Annotated in this window: 19 protein-coding genes; 8 read left to right on the forward strand and 11 right to left on the reverse strand. The window is 63.4% G+C overall.

Translation table 11 applies throughout. From position 1 onward, the window contains the following. The first annotated feature begins 99 nt into the window (after nt 1–99). On the forward strand, nt 100–315 hold the full coding sequence (locus RBJ75_RS14610; RefSeq protein WP_044414764.1) for a NepR family anti-sigma factor: 216 nt from the start codon (nt 100–102) through the stop codon (nt 313–315). Between the two features lie 3 nt (nt 316–318). Further along, on the forward strand, nt 319–864 hold the full coding sequence (locus tag RBJ75_RS14615) for a sigma-70 family RNA polymerase sigma factor (protein ID WP_044414766.1): 546 nt from the start codon (nt 319–321) through the stop codon (nt 862–864). 102 nt (nt 865–966) lie between these two features. Here the strand turns inward: RBJ75_RS14615 and RBJ75_RS14620 are convergent, their stop codons facing one another. Both RBJ75_RS14620 and ureG read right to left on the reverse strand, forming a co-directional pair. Next, entirely contained in the window at nt 967–2622 is a 1656-nt protein-coding gene (locus RBJ75_RS14620; RefSeq protein ID WP_044414767.1) for an HWE histidine kinase domain-containing protein, read from the reverse strand. 240 nt (nt 2623–2862) lie between these two features. Then, nucleotides 2863–3495 (reverse strand): urease accessory protein UreG, encoded by a 633-nt coding sequence (gene ureG / locus RBJ75_RS14625; RefSeq protein ID WP_044414791.1) that lies wholly within the window; start codon nt 3493–3495, stop codon nt 2863–2865. 574 nt (nt 3496–4069) lie between these two features. Between ureG and RBJ75_RS14630 the strand changes: the two genes are divergently transcribed. Together RBJ75_RS14630 and RBJ75_RS14635 are read left to right on the forward strand one after the other, a co-directional pair. After that, nucleotides 4070–4474, forward strand: coding sequence for a hypothetical protein (locus RBJ75_RS14630; protein WP_044414769.1), 405 nt, complete (start codon nt 4070–4072; stop codon nt 4472–4474). Between the two features lie 398 nt (nt 4475–4872). Then, complete coding sequence (locus RBJ75_RS14635) at nt 4873–5202, forward strand: hypothetical protein (protein WP_044414771.1); 330 nt, start codon at nt 4873–4875, stop codon at nt 5200–5202. A 74-nt stretch (nt 5203–5276) separates the two neighbouring features. Here RBJ75_RS14635 and RBJ75_RS14640 read toward each other — a convergent pair whose 3' ends face one another. After that, complete coding sequence (locus tag RBJ75_RS14640) at nt 5277–7388, reverse strand: molybdopterin oxidoreductase family protein (protein ID WP_044414774.1); 2112 nt, start codon at nt 7386–7388, stop codon at nt 5277–5279. Nucleotides 7389–7550: 162 nt separating this feature from the next. Between RBJ75_RS14640 and RBJ75_RS14645 the strand changes: the two genes are divergently transcribed. Continuing rightward, entirely contained in the window at nt 7551–7868 is a 318-nt protein-coding gene (locus RBJ75_RS14645; RefSeq protein ID WP_044414775.1) for a hypothetical protein, read from the forward strand. Between the two features lie 29 nt (nt 7869–7897). On the opposite strand, the gene RBJ75_RS14650 is transcribed toward RBJ75_RS14645, so the two are convergent. Together RBJ75_RS14650 and aadR are read right to left on the reverse strand one after the other, a co-directional pair. Beyond that, on the reverse strand, nt 7898–9133 hold the full coding sequence (locus RBJ75_RS14650) for a cyclic nucleotide-gated ion channel (RefSeq protein WP_044414777.1): 1236 nt from the start codon (nt 9131–9133) through the stop codon (nt 7898–7900). A 53-nt stretch (nt 9134–9186) separates the two neighbouring features. After that, the gene (aadR, locus tag RBJ75_RS14655) at nt 9187–9903 is read right to left on the reverse strand and encodes a transcriptional activatory protein AadR (RefSeq protein WP_044414779.1); all 717 of its coding nucleotides are present in this window, start codon (nt 9901–9903) and stop codon (nt 9187–9189) included. A 230-nt stretch (nt 9904–10133) separates the two neighbouring features. Between aadR and RBJ75_RS14660 the strand changes: the two genes are divergently transcribed. Then, a complete protein-coding gene (locus RBJ75_RS14660) occupies nt 10134–10448 on the forward strand; it encodes a c-type cytochrome (protein WP_044414781.1) in 315 nt (104 codons plus the stop codon). Here the strand turns inward: RBJ75_RS14660 and RBJ75_RS14665 are convergent. Genes RBJ75_RS14665 through RBJ75_RS14675 form a run of 3 tightly spaced genes read right to left on the reverse strand, consistent with a single transcriptional unit; the run spans nt 10411 to nt 13512 of the window. Beyond that, nucleotides 10411–11589 (reverse strand): ABC-type transport auxiliary lipoprotein family protein, encoded by a 1179-nt coding sequence (locus RBJ75_RS14665; RefSeq protein WP_044414783.1) that lies wholly within the window; start codon nt 11587–11589, stop codon nt 10411–10413. The genes RBJ75_RS14660 and RBJ75_RS14665 overlap by 38 nt on opposite strands. Nucleotides 11590–11593: 4 nt before the next feature. Further along, complete coding sequence (locus RBJ75_RS14670; protein WP_044414785.1) at nt 11594–12373, reverse strand: ABC transporter ATP-binding protein; 780 nt, start codon at nt 12371–12373, stop codon at nt 11594–11596. A gap of 2 nt (nt 12374–12375) precedes the next feature. Next, nucleotides 12376–13512 (reverse strand): ABC transporter permease, encoded by a 1137-nt coding sequence (locus RBJ75_RS14675; protein ID WP_044414794.1) that lies wholly within the window; start codon nt 13510–13512, stop codon nt 12376–12378. A 170-nt stretch (nt 13513–13682) separates the two neighbouring features. On the opposite strand from RBJ75_RS14675, the gene RBJ75_RS14680 reads away from it, so the two are divergent. Beyond that, nucleotides 13683–14093: a hypothetical protein gene (locus RBJ75_RS14680; RefSeq protein ID WP_044414787.1), complete on the forward strand. Its 411-nt coding sequence runs from the start codon at nt 13683–13685 to the stop codon at nt 14091–14093. A gap of 2 nt (nt 14094–14095) precedes the next feature. On the opposite strand, the gene RBJ75_RS14685 is transcribed toward RBJ75_RS14680, so the two are convergent. Both RBJ75_RS14685 and RBJ75_RS14690 read right to left on the reverse strand, forming a co-directional pair. Beyond that, nucleotides 14096–16795, reverse strand: coding sequence for a bifunctional acetate--CoA ligase family protein/GNAT family N-acetyltransferase (locus RBJ75_RS14685; protein ID WP_276156917.1), 2700 nt, complete (start codon nt 16793–16795; stop codon nt 14096–14098). Between the two features lie 155 nt (nt 16796–16950). Next, the gene (locus RBJ75_RS14690; protein ID WP_173427377.1) at nt 16951–17379 is read right to left on the reverse strand and encodes an HPP family protein; all 429 of its coding nucleotides are present in this window, start codon (nt 17377–17379) and stop codon (nt 16951–16953) included. 255 nt (nt 17380–17634) lie between these two features. On the opposite strand from RBJ75_RS14690, the gene RBJ75_RS14695 reads away from it, so the two are divergent. Next, nucleotides 17635–19221 carry an AAA family ATPase gene (locus tag RBJ75_RS14695; RefSeq protein ID WP_044415133.1) on the forward strand — a complete coding sequence of 529 codons (1587 nt, stop codon included), beginning with the start codon at nt 17635–17637 and terminating at the stop codon, nt 19219–19221. Here the strand turns inward: RBJ75_RS14695 and RBJ75_RS14700 are convergent. Continuing rightward, nucleotides 19203–20981 (reverse strand): PHA/PHB synthase family protein, encoded by a 1779-nt coding sequence (locus RBJ75_RS14700; protein ID WP_411194468.1) that lies wholly within the window; start codon nt 20979–20981, stop codon nt 19203–19205. The genes RBJ75_RS14695 and RBJ75_RS14700 overlap by 19 nt on opposite strands. Nucleotides 20982–20985: the final 4 nt, after the last annotated feature.

A 20985-nucleotide genomic window follows, 5' to 3' on the forward strand; every position in this document is an offset into this window, starting at 1 on the left:
CGGAATTAGACCGACAGTGATGCTGCAAAGGCTTCAAAAATCAAGGAAAATCCCTGAGGTTTGAGGGAACGATCCTTCGGGGAACACATTGGAACCATCATGAAAGATTTCAAGGCTCAGGCCGATAAGAAGTCCACACCCGGAAAGCAGGGTGGCCTCAACGCCGAGATCCAGTCGCGCATCGGGCATCAATTACGCGCGATGTACGATGATGTCGTGCGCCAGGGGGTCCCTGATCGGTTTGCTGAATTGATCAAAAAGCTCGACGACCCGGAAAAAGCCGGGTCCAGCGCAAACCCGGATGGGAGGGATTGAAAGATGCCTCTTACCGATTCACTCCGTGACGATATTCTTGCGTCGGTGCCGAGCCTGCGCGCTTTTGCGATCTCGCTGAGCGGCAATGGCGACCGCGCCGACGATCTGGTGCAGGAGACGCTGCTGCGCGCTCTGGCCAATATCGATTCGTTTCAGCCCGGCTCCAATCTGCCGGCCTGGCTGTTCACCATTCTGCGCAACCTGTTCCGCTCGGACTATCGCAAGCGGCGCCGCGAGGTCGAAGACGCCGACGGCAACTATGCCAAGACCCTCAAATCTCAGCCGGGCCAGAATGCCCATCTGGAGTTCGAGGAGTTTAGGGCCGCGCTGGAGAAACTCCCGCAGGATCAGCGCGAGGCCTTGATCCTGGTCGGTGCCTCGGGCTTCTCCTACGAGGATGCGGCGGCGATTTGCGGCTGCGCGATCGGCACCATCAAGAGCCGCGTTAATCGCGCACGATCCAAGCTGAGCGCGCTGCTCTATGTCGACGGCGCGGACGATTTCGGCCCCGACGACACCATTCGTGCGGTCATCGGCGGCAACGGCTAGCCCATTTCTGAAACGACGGACAGAGGCGGCCTGCGGTGCGGGCCGCTTTGTCGTGGGCGCGTCGCCGCTGTGATGGCTTCGGCGGATCGGCTCGACGCAGTGTTACCCTTGGACGGGCGGAGCGGACAGTCGGTCGGTGCGGTCGCGTTCGACCAGATCGATCACCGTCTCCATCGGAGCGGTCAGTTCATAGACATAGCTGACATCGGTGAAATAGCGCTTCGCCACGCCACCCAACGCTTCCGGGGCCACGCGGTCGAGCAGGATCAGGCCGAAGTCGCTGTCCTCCTTGCGCGTCGCCGCGCTGGTGTTGAATTCCTCCCAGCGAAAATGAAACGTCGCTTCGTCGCCTTCATTGACCACTTCCCAGCGAGCCACGATATGCGGATGCTGGCCGACCAGCGAAAGCCCCTCATCGGAATGCGACGCCAGCTCGAAGAACAGCAATGACAGGCTCTGCGCCGCGCGGGCGCTGACCGAAATATCGGGGCCGGTCACCGCGATCCGCTCGGAATAGGGGATCGCCCTGGCCTCGAACAAGCCCTTGAGCTTGACGCCCTGCCATTGGCTCTCGCTCAGCAACGAGACCACATTGGACATCGCGTGAATCCGACCGATCAACAGGTCGCGGGCCGAGTCGATATCCATGCCGTGGCGCAGGGTGCGGGTGACGATCGACTGGATCACCGCCAGAATGTTCTTCACCCGATGGTTCAGCTCGTCGATCACCGCGGTCAGCCGGCGTTCGAACCCGATCCGCACCTCGATCTCGCGACGCAGCCGCAGATTGTTGTAGGTGACGTATCCGAACAGCCCGCAAATGATTCCGGTCATCGCAATGCCGATCGTCGCCACGATGACCGCAATCTGCTGCGCGCGGGCAAAGGAATTGGCCTTGGCATAATAGGCCAATGACCAGTCGCGACCGCCGAAGGTCACAGTTCGCAACACCGAAGCGGGACGGCCGCCGGGGTTCGCGGCGCGCATCTCCACCTTGCCATCATTATCCGCGAACAGCTCGGAATTGGCGTCGCCCGGATCCCGAAGCGCCACCGAAAACAGCGACATATCGTCGTTGGTCAGCATCAGCGGCGCCAGCTCATAAGAAAATGTGACGAAACCGACCGGCTCGGTGGCGCCGTCCTGCATCACCGGCGCCGACAGCACGACGCCGATCGGACCGCCCGGAAGCTGCAGCGGCAGGGGCGCGGACGCGATCGGTATGCCTTCGGCCATCGCGCGGGCGAGCATCGGCCCCAGGATTGGATGATCGCCCAGCGCCCGGCCCGGAAAGGACATGGTCTGCTTGTTGCGCGGTTCGACGTCCATCACCACGTCGATCGGGTGGTCGATCGAATTCGGCGTCAACGCGACATTCGCGGAATTTCGGATCGTCGGATCGGCAAAGCCGGCGGTGCTCAATTCGGCGTGAGCCGTCTTGATCTCATTGGGCTTCAGCCGCGCAATCCAGGTCGCGACGACGAAATCGGTTTTGAATGCATAGATCGAGTTTCGCAGCGGCCGCAGCATGTCGGCCTTGATCACCGTCGGCTTGCGAAACAATCCAGACGCCACGCGTCCCAGCAATTCGCGCTCGGTCAGCCGCTCCTGCACCAGGCTGGCATGCACATCGATCGCCCGCGCCAGGGCGATCCCCTCCAGCGCTCGCTCCTGTTCGTTCACCCGAACGGCCGCAAAGCCGGACAGCAGAACGCCGACGATCGCGATAAAACCGATGATGAATCCCAGCCTAAGCACGCGATTATTCAGTCATGGGAGGAGAGCATAGGCGGGAGTGAACCAGCTGCGCCGATCCGATCGACCGGACAAGGGGCACCTTTGAACCACGGGCGGATTGATCCTGATACGCAAATGCAACTCGCTGTCCGCAATACTGATAACCTGCGTCGGTATGAGCAAATCAATGCGGATGGGTGGATAAGGTTCCAGTCACTCGAAAATAATAACCGAAGCGTGTTTGGAGCGCGACGCAACCGCTCAAGGCCGCGGCGCCCTGCTCTGCAGACCGCCTTTCGCCTCGATAAATCCGATGATCCGGTCCAGTCCGTCGCTCTTCTTGAGATTGGTCATCACGAACGGCCGCTCGCCGCGCATCCGCGTCGCGTCGGTTCGCATCTTGTCCAGCGAGGCCCCCACATAGGGCGCAAGGTCGATCTTGTTGATGACCAGCAGGTCCGAGCGGGTGATGCCCGGACCGCCTTTGGATGGAATCTTGTCGCCCGCGGCGACGTCGATCACATAGATCGTGAGGTCGGCCAATTCGGGAGAGAAAGTCGCGGCGAGATTGTCGCCGCCGGATTCGATCAGCACCAGGTCGAGATCGGGGAATTTGCTCCGCATATCCGCAACCGCTGCGAGATTCATCGAGGCGTCTTCGCGGATCGCGGTGTGCGGGCAGCCGCCGGTCTCGACGCCCGTAACGCGATCCGGGGTCAGCGATCCCGACCGCACCAGAAATTCGGCGTCCCATTTGGTGTAGATGTCGTTGGTGATCGCGGCGATGTCGTAGCGTTCGCGCATGGTCTTGCACAGCAGGTCCATCAACGCCGTCTTGCCGGAGCCCACCGGACCGCCGATGCCGACACGTAGAGGGCCGTGATCGTCAGGCATCGCCATTCCTCCCCCGCCAAACCGCAACCAGCGGCGTCAACCATCGATTGCGCCGCTCATGACTAAGGACGATGACGCCCGATATTGCAAGCCACTCGGGATACATCCGCGGGCCGACCGGCCGCGAAATGACAAGCGAGAACCTGACCGGCAGACCGACGGAGAGGCAGACCGCCAGCAGCCGGCGCGCGAGGCCTTGATAGCACCGTCTTCCACCCCCCGATCTGGGACCCGACCTCCCCAGACGTCGGCTCAGCTCTCATCTTGGCGGCGGCCGAGGCTCTGTCCGCCCCTTGCGCTGGCGACAGCTGATCGAGTTCGGCCTGACCGCGCAGCCACCTTTTCGACGAATTTGCCGGTTGCATTGTCTCGCGGCACAGCCAATTTCTTAGATACTCAACGAATTAAGACCGATCTTTCTTTGCCATCAGGCCTCTCCCATTGCGGATCTGAGATCTTCGGTCGCGACGGGGAGCAAGTTGTGAGCAACTTTGTCCACCGCTGACGTTGCTGTTGTATTGCAAATGACGCAGGCGGTACCCATGGATCGAATTAGCGGCTGCCGGGAGCGGACATGACACTCTTAAATCAAGAACATGGGAATGCGAGCGCGCATATTTCGACTTCCCCCGATGACCTGATCGGAAAGCAAAAAGACCCGACGCAACCGCCTTCGACCCGGCGCCAATCGGCGATCGAGTCAGCCGACAAGCCGTCGCGCGCCGAAACGCCGCACGCCACGCCGGTCGTCGCAGCTTCAAACGTCGAACATCTCCCGGCCGAAATCTCCGCCATCGAGCAAACCGCGATCGGCCATGGCGGCCTGGGCCACGGCCTGCAATTCGACATCGAAATGGAGCGTGACGAGATCGTCAAGCGCGTCGCCGACTTTAGAAAGCTTCAAATCAAGATCAAGCTGGACCGTGAGCAGTATTGTGATGCGGTTTTGGCGAGAACGCGGGCCGTGCTGGGGCGCTAGGCCAAGCCTCGCGGCACCGAGGGACAGCATGACACCGGCTCATGCTCCGGTTAGTTTGACTACATCGCGGTCGATCGCAGTCTGGCTACGCGCGACTTCACCATACGATCGCGCGAAGAACATCGCAGCCATGCAACCGCGCCGCACGTACCGAATCATCATCAGTGCGATCAATCCGTTGACCTGATTGGGTCGATTTTGTGCATTCCAGGTCACTTCATGCACTACACATGGCGCTTCAGGACAGATTTGGAGCCGTTTTTCACCCAAAACGACTACTAACAGTCCTTAAATTGTTGCTAACCGAGCCCCAACTCGTCTTTTCACTAGCCCAAAATTCCGAATTGTCGATTCCGAATGAGTATAGTAGAAGGACGCTTCAATAAAGGAGCGACTACGTGGCAAAGAAAACCAAAGCTAAGACATCAGCTAAGACCAAGGCGAAGACACCAGCCAAGACCGCAGCCAAGACCGCTGCAAAGTCCAAGGCCAAGACCGCGACGAAGACCGCCGCGAAGTCCAAGGCAAAGACCGCAGCCAAGACCGCTGCGAAGTCGAAGGCGAAGATCACCCGACGCGAATACACCAAGGAAGATGTCAAGGAGTTGCGCGCGCACTCCAAGGCCAAGACCCCCGTGATCAAGATCGCGAAGCTGACCAAGCGGACCGTCGGATCACTGCGTCAGAAGGCCCTCAAGCTTGGTATCGGTCTCGGCCATCAACGCTGAGTTCTGGGCAAATTTCGCTTTTCCGAGCTGAATGACCGCCGTCGGCCGACTTGCCTTACGGCATTTCGACCCGACTAGTCGCGTTGCGCGACAGGCGGGCTTGCTTTCCTCGCCCAGACCTTGTTGTCGTGAAACGCCGCGCCGCCATGCGGCGCGACGGGGTCTGCGCCGGTAAGCACATTGATTCCCCGGCCTCCCGCATGTGCGCCGTTGGGATGAATTGACTCGGCGATCAGGACACCGCGGCGCACTCCGTCGCTCAACCTGGCAATCAGCGTGGTCTCACCGCGCCGATTGCCAAGGGTGACGGCGTCGCCGTCGGCGATCCCGAGATCTGCGGCATCCGCAAGGTGCAACAGCACCGTGGGCGCGCCTTCGCGTGTTCGCGATGACGCCGTTTCATTGAAGCTGCTATTGAGAAAGCTGCGCGCCGGACTGGTCGCCAGCCGGAACGGATGCTGCGCGTCCGCCTCCTCGGTCACCGCCCAGTGGTCCGGTAGCGTCGGCATTTGCTGCCATGGCCCCATCCGCACATTGCGCGGGACCGGAATACTGCCCCAATCGGCGCGAAAGTGAAACTTGCCGTCGGCATGCGCAAAGCCGTCAAGATAATGCGCTGCGCGGAAACCCGGCTGCAGATCGCGCCAGAGCTCGGCCTCGAGTTGGTCGATCGCGCCATGCTTGCTGGTCTTGAGCGTCGCATCGATCATCTGGCGGGGCGTCATCGCGAAGGCTGGATCGTCGATCCCAAGACGTAGCGCCAAGTCCTTTATCACCTCATGGTTGCAACGGCACTCGCCCGGCGGCTCGATCAGCTTGGCCCCGACCGAGATGTGCTGGTGGCCGCCGCCATAATACAAATCGTCATGCTCCAGAAACATCGTCGCCGGCAACACGATGTCGGCCATCCGCGCGGTCTCGGTCATGAACTGCTCGTGCACCGCGACGAACAGGTCCTCGCGGGCGAAGCCGTCGCGGACCAGCGCCTGCTCGGGCGCCACCGACATCGGATTGGTATTCTGGATCAGCATCGCCTGAACCGGCGGCCCGCCGCGCAGCGCCTCGGCATCGCCGGTCAGGATGCGTCCGATCTTCGACTGATCGAGTTCGCGGGTGTGCTGATCGACGCTGTCGAGCCCGTCGATCAGGGTCTTGTCGAAGCCCCAGATCGCGGCGTTATTGAAGAAGGCGCCACCGCCCTCATATTGCCAGGCGCCGGTGACGGCCGGAATGCACAGCGCGGCATGCATCTGGGCGGCGCCGTTGCGGCTGCGGGTGAAGCCATAGCCGAGCCGGAAGAAGCTGCGCTTGGTCTCGCCGACCGCGCGGGCGAAGGCCTCGATCTCCGCGACCGGGACGCCACTGATCGCCGACGCCCATTCGGGTGTTCGGGTCGATAGATGGACTTCGAGATCGGCCGGGCAGTCGGTATAGTGCGCCAGATAATCGCGGTCGGCGTAGCCGTCGCGAAACAACACATGCATGACGCCGCAGGCGAAGGCGCCGTCGGTGCCCGGACGCAGGATGATCTTGATATCGGCCTGCTTCATGGTGTCGTTGTTGTAGATGTCGATGACCGCGATTCGCGCGCCGCGTTCCTTGCGGGCGCGGGCGGCGTGGGTCATCACATTGACCTGGGTCGAGACCGGATTGGTGCCCCAGATCACCACCAGATCGGACTGCGCCATTTCGCGCGGATCGACGCCGGCGACCTTACCGGTCCCCGCCGCGTAGCCGGCATGGGCGATGTTCGAACAGATCGTGCCATAGAACCGGGAGTATTTCTTCACATGCGCCAGCCGATTGGCGCCGCCGCGCATCACCAGACCCATCGTTCCGGCATAGTGATAAGGCCAGACCGCCTCGGCGCCGAACGCTTTTTCCGCGGCGTCGAAGCGGGCGGCGATCTCGTTCAGCGCCTCGTCCCAGGAAATCCGGCTGAACTGACCCGAGCCCTTCGGCCCGCAGCGGCGCAGCGGATACAACAAGCGATCGGGATGATGAATGCGTTCGGCATAGCGCGCCACCTTGGCGCAGACCACTCCCGCGGTGTAGCTTTGCTGTTTGGAGCCCCGCACCCGGCCGATCGTGGTGTCGTCGATGACTTCGACATCCAATGCGCAGGCCGATGGGCAGTCATGCGGACAGGTCGAGTGCCGGATGTCGATCTTGCTGTGCACAGTCATTTTGCTGTCCCGATTGATCCGGAAGCATTAGCATGAGCTTTCGGTGCTGAAAATGGTACCCCGCTGTGGGCGCCATTCCAAAGGCTCAGGCCGCGCCGGGCCGTTTTCCGCAGCCGCCCCTTGGCTGTTGCATCCATCTGGGCAAGCGCACGGGACAGGTCCATGCATCAAGCGACGCGATTTCAGTTCGAGCGCACCGTGAAGGAATTCGCCGAATGGCGCGCGGTCTGCGAACGGCAGCGCTCGCCGGCGGCGGCGTGGTGGTGGGGCCCGGCGCTGGCGGTGCTCGATGAGCAACAGCCGATGCCGCAGCAATATTGCGACGATCTGGAAATGGAGTCCGGCTCAAGCTACGCCGCGGCCGGGCGCAAACTGATCGCCGCGATCGCCGAGCAAACCACACTGCCCTGGCCGAACCTGTTCCCGCGCCAGACCACGCCGCATGCCGATGAGCCGCAGGACATCCTCAGCACCACCTGACGCCGGCCCCTGGTGCGGGCGCCGCCCAGCTACACCGGCTCCCGGGCAACCTCTTCCTGTCCCTCGATATCGGCAATCGCAAGGTCGATGCTGCCGCCGGTCCGGCCCTGGACGATCTTGTTGATCTTGGCGGCGATGCTGGGCTCGCGGTTGATCAGCACCCGCAGATCGGCGGCGTCGAGCACCAGCAATCGCACGCGCGAGACAGCCCGCACCGTCGCCGACCGCTCCACCCGCTTCAGGACCGCGATCTCGCCGAAGAAATGTCCGGAGCCGAGCCGGACCCGGCGGCCCTTTGCTTCCGGCCCTAGTTCGATCTCGACGTCGCCTTCGGCGATGAAATACATCGCGGTGGCGGGTTCGCCGCGGCGGAAGATGACGTCGCCGCGGTCGATCTGGCGGGCCTGCAGCAGCTGCATGATATGGGCGATGTCGCCGGCGGTCAGGTGCGAAAACAACGGCACCCGCGCCACCATGCTCCAGTTGACGATGAAGTCGCGGCGGTGGATCACCTCGGAAAATGCGTTGGCGACGATGCCGACCGGCAGCGCGATCATCACCAGGCCGACGACGATGGTCGCCGACGCGATCATCCGGCCGATGCCGGTGGCCGGCACCACGTCGCCATAGCCGACCGTGGTCAGCGTCACGATGGCCCACCACATCGCGTCCGGAATGGTGCCGAATTTATCGGGCTGGATCTGGGCTTCGGCGATATGCATCGCGGTGGCGGACAACAGCGTCGCGCACAGCAGGATCACCAAACAGGCGCCGAGCGCGCGCCGTTCGCTTTCCAGCACGTCGAGCAGCGAGCGCATCCCGGACGAATAGCGGGCGAATTTCAGCACCCGAAGCATGCGCATGATGATCAGCACACGCAGGTCGTCATAGCCGAGCAGCGCCACCCACAGCGGCATCACCGCGAGGCAGTCGATGATCCCCTGCGGGCTGAAGAGATAGGCCCGGCGGGCGGCGGACGGCTTCAGCTGCCGATAGAGCAGGTTTTCCGGCGCGATCCAGATCCGAACGTAGTATTCGACGCTGAATACGACCAGGCAGAACAGCTCCAGGGCGCGGAACAGCAGGCCGTACTCCGCCCGCAATTGCGGCACGGATTCCAGCACGGTGAGGCCGATGCTGAATACGATCAGAAAGATAATGAAGCGGTTGACGACCAGGCCGACGCGCGTGCTCTGCGCGTGGGATTCGAGAATCTCGTAGCTTTGCTGCCGTGCCCTGGCATGGAGCGGCCGTTCGTCGCGCATCGGAGGGCCTCTGTTCAATCCCGAACGGATGCGCGCGCGACTCGCCGCTCGCCTCAGGCCGCGGCCAGCGCGTCGAAGCGTTTCGGATCGAGCACGCGAACGCCGTCCGGTACGATCACGATCAGTTTTTCCCTCTCCAGCTTGGTGAAGGTGCGGCTGACCGTTTCAATGGTGAGCCCAAGAAAATCCGCGATGTCCTGACGGCCCATCGGCAAGGTAACGGTTTTGGTCACGCCTTCAAGCCGCGCCAGCCGTTCGCGCCAGCCGACCAGGAACGCCGCCACCTTTTCTTCCGCCGAACGGCGGCCCAGCAACAGCATCTGATCCTGGGCAAGGCCCAGTTCGCGCGTCGCGAACTCGTTCATCCGCATCAGCATCTGTGGCCGATTCTCGATGAAGCGCATGAACGGCCCCCTGAAGAACTTGCACACCGTCAGGGCGCCGATCGCATCGGCCGAGAACGAATAGCGATTGGTCGGCGCCATGCCGAGAAAGTCGCCCGGCAGCGCAAAGCCGATGATCTGGCGCCGGCCGTCGGGCAGTAACTTATAAAGGCGCGCAATGCCCTCGGTCAGACTATAGACCGAATCGGCCATCTCGTCCTCGGAGAACAGCGCCTCCTTCGGAGCGAACCGGACATGCTGAGCCATCCGTTCGAATTCGTGATGGTCAAGCTCGTTGAGTTCGCCGCAGATTGCAAGCGAGCGAACCGAGCAATGGGTATCGCAGCGATAACCGTCGCATGAATTCGGAAAAGCGAGGTGCGGCATTCATCACTCCTTACAGATCGTTAGAAGCACGTCTCCAACTGCCGCGCGCATTGCCACTCGGGTTGTGAACGTTGCGCCAGAAACCTTAATATCTTCGCAAATCGTCAAGACAGCTTGACACAGATCAAGTCACTCATTGACATGAATCAACGGCTGTGGACAAGACTCCCGCACGGCCATTAGGTTAGAAACGATCGATTCACGCCGTTTTCCCGAGCAAAGGCGGTTTTATGCGCCGTATACCCGTCCTTTTGGCGATCCAAGTGCTAATGATTAGCTCGGCCGTGGCCGCCTCTTCGGCCCAACTTCGCGGAAAGGCCTATGTCGAGGCCCATTGCGCCCGTTGTCACGCCGTTGGGCGAAGCGGCGACAGCCCGCTGACGGAGGCCCCGCCGTTCCGGACCCTGCACAAGCGCTATCCGATCGAAACCCTGGCCGAAGCCTTCGCCGAAGGCATCTCGACCGGACACAACGACATGCCGGCCTTCGAGCTCGAACCGGATCAGATCAACGACCTTTTGGCGTATCTGAAGGGCCTGGAATAGCCGCTTGCGGCTCGCCGCCGGATTTTGCCGGCGTCGCCAGGACGGCCGCGGTCCATGGCACTAACTCCTTGGCGATATTGTCGAATGCCTCGTTGAACGCGGCCACCGCGGCGACCGGATCGGGCTTCGCCAAGGGTTGTGCCTGCCGGAATAGTCTGGCGGCGATCACATGCCCCTCCTTATTCAGGATTCTGGCCGCCAGGGAGATCACGGCATGCGGACCGGGCTCGCCGTCCACCGCGAAATTCCTGATATCGATCAGCAATTGATCGTCGGCTTGCACGCTATCGAGCGGCCGCGTCGGGGCATGGGCGATGTCATAGTTCTCGAAGCTCTGGATCAGCTTGGCCTGCACCATCTTCGGCACGCTGTCGGCCCATTGCGCACCGGCGAAGCCGGGATAATCCAGCCCCGGTGCCAGCAGTACTTTTTGGGTGTCGTACAACAACACAGTGGTCGGGTCCGGAATCACAAGCTGGCCCCTGATCGTCTTGGTCGGAGGCGGAAAGCCCGATGCTGCCTTCAGGTCGTAGATCACCTTGACCACGACCGGCTCGTTGGCCCCGGTCATCCGCTCGACCCCGCCGATGATGCCGTCGAGCTTGCCGGTATTGCCCGCCAACCAGGCCGAGAACGTCTTCAGATTGCCGACCGTCTCTTTCAGCGCCCCGGCATTCTCGCTCAGCACCGAATCCACTTTGCTCAACGCATCGCGCGCAGCCTGGGTCATGCTTTGCCCGGCACCGGGCTCCGCCACCAAAGTCTTATCGACGGCCGAGCCGGTCAGCGCCGTGCCGCCAACCAGCGAAACCACCGGCACCCCGGTCAGGCCCTGGAAATCCAGCCCGACCTTGGTATCCGGCCGCACCGGCGTATCGGTCGCCACCGCCACGGTGGCATTGACCCGGCGTGGATTATCAGGAGCAAGGCCCAATTGGGTGACCTCGCCGACACGTATCCCGTTGAACAGCACGGCCGCGCCAACCAGCAGCCCCGGCACCGGGTCGTTGAATTGGATGTGATAGACGGTACGCGCGCCGACGCCGCTGGTGTTGTGCAGCCAGAACACGAAGCCGAACACCGCCGCGATGGCCGCGAGGACAAAGGCACCGACGATGACGAAAGGGGCGCGGGTTTCCATAGTGTTAGCTCGCTTTCGGTTGCAGCATCTGGGAGCGCTTGCCGTGGAAATAGGCCTTCACCCAGGGATGCTCGGATTGCAGCAGCTCGCGCATCGGCCCGATCGCGACGATCTTGCCATCGGCGAGCGCCGCGACGCGATCACACACGGTATTCAGGCTGGCCAGATCATGGGTGACCATGAACACAGTCAGGCCCAGCGTGGTTTGCAGCGTCTTGATCAGCTCGTCGAATTCGCCGGCGGCGATCGGATCGAGGCCGGAGGTCGGCTCGTCGAGAAACACGATCGCCGGATCGAGCGCCAATGCCCGCGCCAGCGCCACCCGCTTGGTCATGCCGCCGGACAATTGCGCCGGAAACTTGTCCCAGTCGTCCGGCCCGATCCCGACCATCTCCAGCTTGGCGGTGGCGACTTCATCGAGCAGCGTCTCCGATAGCGATAGCATCTCCCGCAGTGGAAACTGCACGTTCTGCCGCGCCGACAGCGAGGAGAACAAGGCGCCCTGCTGAAACAGGATGCCCCACATCGCCGCGGCGGCGCTGCTAATACCATCGCGTCCGACACCGATCTGCCGGCCCATCACGTCGATATCGCCGCCCTGTTTTGGAATTAGTCCAATTATCGTTCGCATCAACACCGATTTGCCGCCCCCGGAGGCGCCGACCAGGCCGAGGATTTCGCCGCGCCGGACATCGAGTGACAGATGATCAATCACGGTCTGCTGGCCGAATCCAACTACAAGATCGGTGACGCGTATGGCGAACTGCTCGGCGCGAACGTCCATCACTACATTCCGATCGAGGCGAAGAATACGGCGAACAACCCGTCGAGCACGATCACCAGGAAGATCGACTTCACCACCGAGGTCGTGGTCTGGCGGCCGAGCGATTCGGCGCTGCCCTTGACCCGTAAGCCTTCGCTGCAGGCGACGATGCCGATCACCAGCGCCATGAACGGCGCCTTGGTGATGCCGACCTGAAAGCTGGTGACCGATACCGCGTCATGCAGCCGGGCGAGGAAGATCGTCGGCTCCATGCCGCCATAGAACCAGGCGGTCAGGCAGCCGCCATAGAGCGCGGCCATCGAGCCGATAAAGGTCAGGATCGGCAAGGCGATGATCAGCGCCAGGATGCGCGGCAGAATCAGCACCTCGACCGGATCGAGCCCCATCGTGGACAGCGCATCGACTTCCTCGCGCATCTTCATCGAGCCGAGCTCGGCCGTATAGGCGCTGCCGGAACGGCCGGCGACCATGATGGCGACGATCAGCACGCCGATCTCGCGCAGCACCAGAATGCCGACCATGTCGACCACGTAGGATTCGGCGCCGAATTTGCGGAAATGGAAGATGCCCTGCTGGGCGATGATGGCGCCGATCAGGAACATGATCAGCACGATGATCGGGATCGCCTGCCAGCCGACGCGGTAGACCTGATAGACCATCGAGGTCAGCCGCATCGATCGCGGCCGCCGCAGCACGTCGAACAGCGCGACCGCCAATGCGCCGAACATCTGCAGGAAGACCGCGATGTCCTCGGTCGCGCTCCAGGCCGAGCGACCCAGCTGATCGAGCCGGGCCAGAATCGGATTCGGCTTGACGCGGGGTGTCGGTCCACGGCGGTTGAGCTCACGGACCTCGTCGATCAGCCCGGCATAATGCGCGTCGATGCCGACGAACCGAGCGTCATGGCCGGCACGCGCCGCGTCGCGTGAGATTTTTTCGAGCAGCCAGGCACCGATGGTATCGATTTCCTGGACCCCGGCCATGTCGATGGTCAGCGTCTTGGCGGCTCGCAGCTTGGGCGCGACCGCGTCGAACAAAGTTTGCAGCGCCGCCGAATGCACGGCGGTCCATGGGCCGCCAGGATGAAGCTCCAGAACGTCGCCGTCAGCGACCGCGTTCAGCACCGGCTGGGAATTCACGGCAGGCTCCGACCGTTGGTCAATGTCGGCATTCGATGCTCCGATTTGCGTTGGTGGCGGCAGATCGCATGCGAATAGCTTGCTTCGGCCTCGGCGATTGATGCAAATCAAATCTTGGTATTGCACGCTGCGCAAAGCTTGCGCCCGCAACGACGATTGGACAACCGAAAATGACCAAAGGCTCATCGAGCGCCATTTTCAACAGCTCGCTGCCCGCACGTTTCCGCCAGATCCGCCTTGTGCTCGCGCGCGAGCCCGGCCATCCGGAAGGCGATCCCGGCATCGCCTATGTGATCGTCGCGCCGCTCAGTGACGATGACCATATCGACGCGGAGATGTGGAAGAAGCATCGCCAGGCCTGCCGCGTGGCGCGGCTGCGGCCGGACCAGCCCGACAGCCTCGGTCATCTGGTGCATCGCCCCGGCGGCTCCTGGGCGTTTCAATACGACATCGCCGGCAATAATCCGGACGAGACCGGCTATCACTTCGCCGACGAACGTTTCGTCCAGGGCGAATATGTCTCGATCAACGAGGACGGCGCCATGCATACTTTTCGCGTCGTATCGGTGAGCCGGCTGTAAGCTCAACGGGCGTCGAGCGGCAGCGCCACGTTGCAGATCTCCGGCTCGGAGCGGTCGGACTTGACCTCGAAGCCGAGGTTGCGGCACATCTTCAGCATCACGGTGTTTTCCCGCAGCACCTGACCGGCGACGGATTTCAGCCCCTCGGATTTGGCGTATTCGATGATCAGTTGCATCAACGCCCAGCCGAGCCCCCTGCCCTTGAGGTCCGAGCGCAGCAGGATGGCGTATTCGCCGGACTCGTAAATCGAATCGGAATGGATGCGGACCACGCCGAGGGTCTCGTTGGTGGCTTCATCGAAAGCGATAAAAGCCATCGCGCGGGCATAGTCGATCTGGGTCAGCCGCGCGATGAACGGATGGCTGAACTCCTTCATCGCCGCGAAGAAGCGCAGCCGCAGATCTTCCTTGCTGACGTTCTGCAGAAAGGCGCGCAGCGCCGGCTCGTCGTCGGGCCGCATCGGCCGCGCCAGCACGCGCCAGCCGTCCTTGAGCACCAGATGGCGCTGCCATTGCGACGGATAGGGACGCACCGCGAAGGTGGCGTTGCCGGGACCGGCGAACTTCCGCTCGGCCTTGCGCACCACCACCCGCGCGTCGAGCGCGACGACGCCGGTCTCGTCGGCCAGCAGCGGGTTGATGTCGAGTTCGTGAATCTGCGGCAGCTCCGCGGCCATCTGCGACAGCTTGACCAGCGTCAACGCCACCGCGTCGGCCTTCACCGCCGGCACGTCGCGATAGCCGGACAGCAACCGCGACACCCGGGTCCGCCCGATCAGGTCGGCGGCGAGTTTGAGATCGAGCGGCGGCAGCGCCAGCGACTTGTCGTTGATGATCTCGACGCCGGTGCCGCCATGGCCGAATACGATCACCGGGCCGAAGGTAGGATCGTCGGCAATGCCGAGAATCAATTCGCGCGCCTTCGGCCGCAGCAGCATCGGCTGCACGATCACGCCCTCGAGCCGCGCATCGGGGCGCATCTGCTTGGCCCGCGCCAGCACCTGATCGGCGGCCTCGCGCACCGCCTCGACGCTGGTGAGATTGAGCACGACACCGCCGACGTCGGATTTGTGGGTAATGTCGCGCGACAGCACCTTCACCACCAGGGTCACGCCCTGCGCCAAAAACGGCGTCGCCCACGCCACCGCCTGATCGGCATCGGCAGCGGCGAGCGTGGGAATCATCGGGATCTGATAGGCGGCGAACAGCCCGCTGATCTCCAGCGGATCGAGCCAGGTGCGACCTTCGGCGACCGCCTTGTCGACGATCGCGCTCGCCGCGTCGGTGTCGGGCTCGAACTCCTTCGGCAGGCTCGGCGGCACGTCGGTCAGCGCCGCCGCCGCCTCGCGGTATTTCACCAGATGCATCAGGCTGCGGACCGCGTCATCCTCGGTGAGATAGTTCGGGATTCCGGCCGCGTCGAAGGTGCGCGCCACGGCGTCATCGGCGCCGACCCAGACCGCGAACACCGGCTTGAACAGCATCCGCTTGGCGCGATCGGCGGTGACCAGCTGGGTGACCGTGGTGGCGATGTCGCTCGGCGCCGCCATCGCGGTCCGCACATTCATCACCAGGATCGCGTCATTGTCCGGATCGCCGAGCAACGCCGTCAGCGCCGCGGCGTAACGCTCGGCGTCGGCGTCGCCGGTGATGTCGACCGGATTCGATCCGGACCAGGTCGGCGGCATCTCGGAATCCAGCTGCTTATGTGTCTCCGGCGACAACGTCGCCACGACGCCGCCGAGTTCGGTCAGCCGGTCGATCGCCAGGATGCCGATCCCGCCGCCATTGGTCAGCACCGCCAGCCGCTTGCCACGCGGCGGGCTGACCCGGCCGAGCGTCTCGGCGCAGTCGAACAATTCGCGCAGATCGAACACCCGCAGCATGCCGGCGCGGCGGAACGCGGCGTCGTACACCGCATCCGAGCCGGCCAGCGCCCCGGTATGGGTCGCGGCAGCCTTCGCGCCTTGCGCCATCCGCCCGGACTTCACCACCACGACCGGCTTGATTCGCGCCGCGGCGCGCGCCGCCGACATGAACTTGCGGGCGTCCTTGACCGATTCGATGTAGAGCAGGATCGCACGGGTCTGCAGATCGCCGGCGAAGTAATCGAGCATGTCGGCGATGTCGACGTCGAGCTGGTCGCCGATCGACACGATCCCGGAAAACCCGATCGCCTTCTCGGCGGCCCAGTCCACCATGCCGGCGGCGATCGCCCCGGATTGCGAAATCAGCGCCAGGTGCCCGGCGCGCGGCATGTGGGCGGCGAAGCTGGCGTTGAGATGCGAGCCGGGCACCATGATGCCGAGGCAGTTCGGACCGATCAACCGCATCCCGTGATCGCGCGCGGCATCCAGAGCCGCTTGCGAATAGGAGCCCTCGCCGCGTCCCAGCTCGGCGCCAATCAGGATGGCGCCGGCAACACCGAGCGCGGCGGCCTCGGCGATGATGTGCGGCACCGCACGCCCGGGCGCGGTGATCACCAGCAGATCCGGCACGAAGGAGAGGTCGGCCAGACGATCGACCGACGCCACACCGTCGATCTCCTCATAGCGCTGGTTGACCACGCCGATCGCGCCGCCGAATTGCGCCTTGCGCAGATTATCCAGCACGGCGCGCCCCAGCGAACCCGGACGCGGGCTGGCGCCGACCACCGCCACCGCGCGCGGCGCAAGCAGATTGCTCAATCGATAGGTCGACATCTCACCTCGGCACCGTACGGCGGACGGCCGGTGTCGGCCGCCGCACCTGGGAGTCTGAACGAGCCCTGTGTAAGATAAAAGCGCTGACGAATCCAACGCCCGGCCGCGGCCGCGTCATTCGGACGCCGCCAGCGCCCACCGGTTGCCGGTCGCTATTATTTCGCTCTGATGATACTGGCCAGGGCCCGCATCACGTCCTCGCGCGAAATGATGCCGGCGAGCTTGCGGGCGCCGTCAAGCACGGGAATACTTCTGGTCTGATGCTCGACCATCAACTGCAGCACGCGCGTCAGCCTGGTATCGGCGTGGACATAGATGAAATCCGGCGTCATCACGTCGCCGACGGTGCGATTCATCAGATCGTCATAGTGCGGCAGCATCTGCGACGGATTGAACGCGAAGCACTTCAGGAAATCATATTTCGTGACCAGGCCGACGGCACGTGAATCCTCCTCGACCGGATAGGCATTGTAGTCATCGCTTTCGAAAAGATTCTCGAGTTCGCGCATCGTGAGGTCGCGCGAGACCGTCTTGACCGAGCGGGTCATATGACCGGCAACGGTTGCTTCCAGAAATTTATACAAGTCTGTGTCCATTCGATTGCGGTGTCGTCCGGCCGGATTGCAACTCAATGCATTGCAATACACCTCGGTAGCGCGCCAATGCACCGGACAACTTGACCGCACCTTTTCCCAATTGATTTGATCAAGGTCAAACTGGAACTGGTTTTGGAGAGCGGGTTGTATTTACGCCAGCAATGCCCACGTCCATCCGCAGGGTTGGTCGGCGTAAAGTCGGCGTATTTTCGACCATCAAAAGCCACACGAGTACCTTGATCGATGTCGGATTCGCCGCAGGACTCGGATACGCCGCAGGACATTGCGATATCGCAGCAGGACGTGTTCGCGTTCCTGTCAAGTCCGGCGGCCCATGGCGGACAGCCCGCGCAGCAAATCGACACCCATGGCGCCGCGGTCTTTCTTGCCGGCGACCGCGCTTTGAAGGTCAAGCGCGCGGTCAAGTTCGCATTTTTGGATTACTCAACGCTGGGTCGCCGCAAGGCGGCCTGCGAGCAGGAACTCATCGTCAATCGGCGGTTTGCGCCGCAGATCTATCGTCGCCTTGTGGCGATCACGCGCGCGCCCGATGGAGCGTTGCGGATCGGCGGCGATGGTGAGGTCGTCGAATGGGCGATCGAGATGGCGCGTTTTGACGAACAGCGCACCGTTGACCACCTCGCCGCCGCCGGACCCCTGGATGGCGCTCTGGTCGCCAAGATCGCCGACGTGATCGCGGCCTCGCACGCCGCCGCGCCGCAAGCCCCGGCGGCGCCTTGGACGCAATCGATTCCGGACCTGATCGGCGCCAACACCAAGGCCTTCGACGCCGCGGACGGCTTCGACGCCGCGCAGACGGCGACGCTCGACCGGCTCAGCAGGGCCGCCTATGACCGGATCCGGCCGATGCTGGAACGGCGCGGGCAGAACGGCTTTGTCCGGCACTGCCATGGTGACCTGCATCTGGCCAATATCGTGCAGATCGGGCACGAGCCCGTATTATTCGACGCGATCGAATTCGATCCGAAGATCGCCTCGGTCGATGTGCTGTACGACCTCGCCTTCCCGCTGATGGATCTGATCCACTATCAGCGCTGCGACGCCGCCGCGATCCTGCTCAACCGGTATCTGGCCGGGAGCGCCAGCGCGAATCTCGATGCGCTGGCGGCGCTGCCGCTGCTGATGTCGATGCGCGCCGCGATCCGTGCCAATGTGATGCTGTCGCGGCCGGCGCGCGATGCCAAGGCCCGGCAGGCGATCCGGCGCGACGCCGATCGGTATTTCGCCCTGGCCTTGCAGCTGATTGCACCGCCGCCGCCACGGCTGATCGCGGTCGGCGGCCTGTCGGGCACCGGCAAATCGGTGCTGGCGCGCGCGCTCGCTGGATCGGTCGCGCCGCTGCCCGGCGCAGTGCTGCTGCGCTCGGACGTGATCCGCAAGCAGCATTTCGGCGTCGCCGAAACCGAACGGCTACCGGTCGACGCCTATCAGCCGCAGGTCACCGCCGATATCTATCGCGCGCTCGCCGCGACCGCGCAACGGGTGCTGGCGCAGGGCCATTCGGTGATCGTCGACGCGGTGTTCGCGCAAGCGGCGGAGCGCACGGCGATCGCGGGCGTCGCGGCGGCGATGCAGGTGCCGTTTGCCGGGCTGTTTCTGGTGGCCGATCTGGCCACACGGATCGCGCGGGTCGACGCGCGCACGGCCGACGCCTCCGACGCCACGGCGGACATCGTCCGGCGCCAGCAGGATTACGATCCGGGACCGATCGATTGGACCCGGATCGACGCGGGCGGCACGCCGCAGCAAACGCTGCAAGCCGCTATCGCGGCGCTAGACATCGATCCCGATCAGGACTGCAACACATAGCTGCCGGGCGCGTCCGGCAATTCGTCAGGGTTGGTGCCAGGACCGCCCATTGGCGGCGGATCGCGCTGTTCCCCCGACCGCGCCGCCAGCCAACCGACCCATTCGCTCCACCACGAGCCTTCGGCATGGGCGGCGCGCTTGAGCCAGTCGTCGGGACCGATATAGGGTCCATCGGCGCGTTTGGTCAGCACCTGGAAGCCACGCGCGCGCTCGCCCGGTGGCGCGACGATACCGGCATTGTGGCCGCCGCCGGTCAGCACATAGGTGATCTCGGCATCGGCCAGCAGATGGATCTTGTGGGTCGAGCGCCACGGCGCGACGTGGTCGCGCTCGGTGCCGACCACGAATAGCGGAGTGTGGATATCCGAAAGCGCGATCGGCTTGCCGTCGACCAGATAGTGGCCTTCGGCCAGGTCGTCATTGAGGAACAGCTTGCGCAGATATTCGGAATGCATCCGGTACGGCATCCTGGTGGCATCGGCATTCCACGCCATCAGGTCGCTCGGCGCGGCACGTTCCCCCATCAGATAATCCCGCACAATGCGCGACCAGATCAGATCGTTGGAGCGCAGGATCTGGAACGCGCCGGCCATCTGCGTGGTATCGAGCACGCCGCGCTTCCACATCATGTCTTCCAGAAAGGCCACCTGGCTCTCATTGATGAACAGCGTCAATTCGCCGGCCTCGGTGAAATCGGTCTGCGCCGCCAGCAACGTAATCGAGCGCAACGAATCGTCGCCGTCGCGCGACATCGCCGCCGCCGCGATCGACAGCAGCGTGCCGCCGAGGCAATAGCCGACGGCATGAACCCGGCTGCCCGGGACGATCCTCGCCACGCTCGCCAGCGCGGCCTGGATGCCGAGCGTCCGATAATCCTCGAGCGAAATATTGCGATCCTTCGCCACCGGATTGCGCCAGGAGATCATAAAGACGGTGAAGCCGTTCTCAGTCAGGAACTTGACCATCGAATTGTGCGGCGACAGATCGAGGATGTAATATTTCATGATCCAGGCCGGCACGATCAGGATCGGCTCCGGATAGACCTGTCCGGTCGCCGGAGCATATTGGATCAGCTCGATCAGCTCGTTGCGGAACACCACTTTGCCGGGCGTCACCGCAACAGTTTTGCCGACCACGAAATCGCCCGACGGCCTGGCCTTGCCCTTGGTCAGCGCCTGCTGATAATCGCTCCACCAATTGCGGATCCCCTGAACGAAATTCGCGCCGCCAGTCGTGACGGTCTTGCGGATCACCTCGGGATTGGTCAGCGCGAAATTCGACGGCGCAAAAATATCTAGCAGCTGCCGGCCGGAGAATTCGACGATCTTCTCGTTCTGTCGCGACACGCCGCGAACGCCGGTGGTGGCGTCGTGCCAGCACTGCTGGGTCAGCAAGAACCCCTGGGCCAGCAGATTGAATGGCTGCAGCGACCAATCCTGGGCGTCGAAGCGCCGATCCCCCCGCTGCGGCGCAATCGCCGACCAGGCGGAGGCGGGATGCACCGCGGCTTCCGCCAATTGCGCCGCCCCGCGCAATGCCTCCTGCGCGATGTCCAGGCTTCGCGCCGGCGCGCTGATCAGGTGCGCCATCCAATCCGCATAGGCCAGCGTGAGCGCCGTCGGCGACAACCCGCCGGTCAGCGGCGCCAGCATCGCATGCAACGCCCGATCGCTGTCGTCGGGCCCGACCGGCTCGATAGACGCAGGATCGTCTTGCGGCCGGATAGAAGGCGACCGCGATGCCGCGGGATTGACCATCATCGTT

Origin of the sequence: Rhodopseudomonas sp. BAL398, from assembly GCF_033001325.1 — a bacterium.
Taxonomy (GTDB): Bacteria; Pseudomonadota; Alphaproteobacteria; order Rhizobiales; family Xanthobacteraceae; genus JARJEH01.

Excerpts from the sequence above, each read along its gene's own strand:
- RBJ75_RS14610 (WP_044414764.1), top strand. The coding sequence starts at position 100 with ATGAAAGATTTCAAGGCTCAGGCCGATAAGAAGTCCACACCCGGAAAG.
- RBJ75_RS14615 (WP_044414766.1), top strand. The coding sequence starts at position 319 with ATGCCTCTTACCGATTCACTCCGTGACGATATTCTTGCGTCGGTGCCG.
- ureG (WP_044414791.1), bottom strand. The coding sequence starts at position 3,495 with ATGCCTGACGATCACGGCCCTCTACGTGTCGGCATCGGCGGTCCGGTG.
- RBJ75_RS14630 (WP_044414769.1), top strand. The coding sequence starts at position 4,070 with ATGACACTCTTAAATCAAGAACATGGGAATGCGAGCGCGCATATTTCG.
- RBJ75_RS14640 (WP_044414774.1), bottom strand. The coding sequence starts at position 7,388 with ATGACTGTGCACAGCAAGATCGACATCCGGCACTCGACCTGTCCGCAT.
- RBJ75_RS14645 (WP_044414775.1), top strand. The coding sequence starts at position 7,551 with ATGCATCAAGCGACGCGATTTCAGTTCGAGCGCACCGTGAAGGAATTC.
- RBJ75_RS14650 (WP_044414777.1), bottom strand. The coding sequence starts at position 9,133 with ATGCGCGACGAACGGCCGCTCCATGCCAGGGCACGGCAGCAAAGCTAC.
- aadR (WP_044414779.1), bottom strand. The coding sequence starts at position 9,903 with ATGCCGCACCTCGCTTTTCCGAATTCATGCGACGGTTATCGCTGCGAT.
- RBJ75_RS14660 (WP_044414781.1), top strand. The coding sequence starts at position 10,134 with ATGCGCCGTATACCCGTCCTTTTGGCGATCCAAGTGCTAATGATTAGC.
- RBJ75_RS14665 (WP_044414783.1), bottom strand. The coding sequence starts at position 11,589 with ATGGAAACCCGCGCCCCTTTCGTCATCGTCGGTGCCTTTGTCCTCGCG.
- RBJ75_RS14670 (WP_044414785.1), bottom strand. The coding sequence starts at position 12,373 with ATGGACGTTCGCGCCGAGCAGTTCGCCATACGCGTCACCGATCTTGTA.
- RBJ75_RS14680 (WP_044414787.1), top strand. The coding sequence starts at position 13,683 with ATGACCAAAGGCTCATCGAGCGCCATTTTCAACAGCTCGCTGCCCGCA.
- RBJ75_RS14685 (WP_276156917.1), bottom strand. The coding sequence starts at position 16,795 with ATGTCGACCTATCGATTGAGCAATCTGCTTGCGCCGCGCGCGGTGGCG.
- RBJ75_RS14695 (WP_044415133.1), top strand. The coding sequence starts at position 17,635 with ATGTCGGATTCGCCGCAGGACTCGGATACGCCGCAGGACATTGCGATA.
- RBJ75_RS14700 (WP_411194468.1), bottom strand. The coding sequence starts at position 20,981 with ATGATGGTCAATCCCGCGGCATCGCGGTCGCCTTCTATCCGGCCGCAA.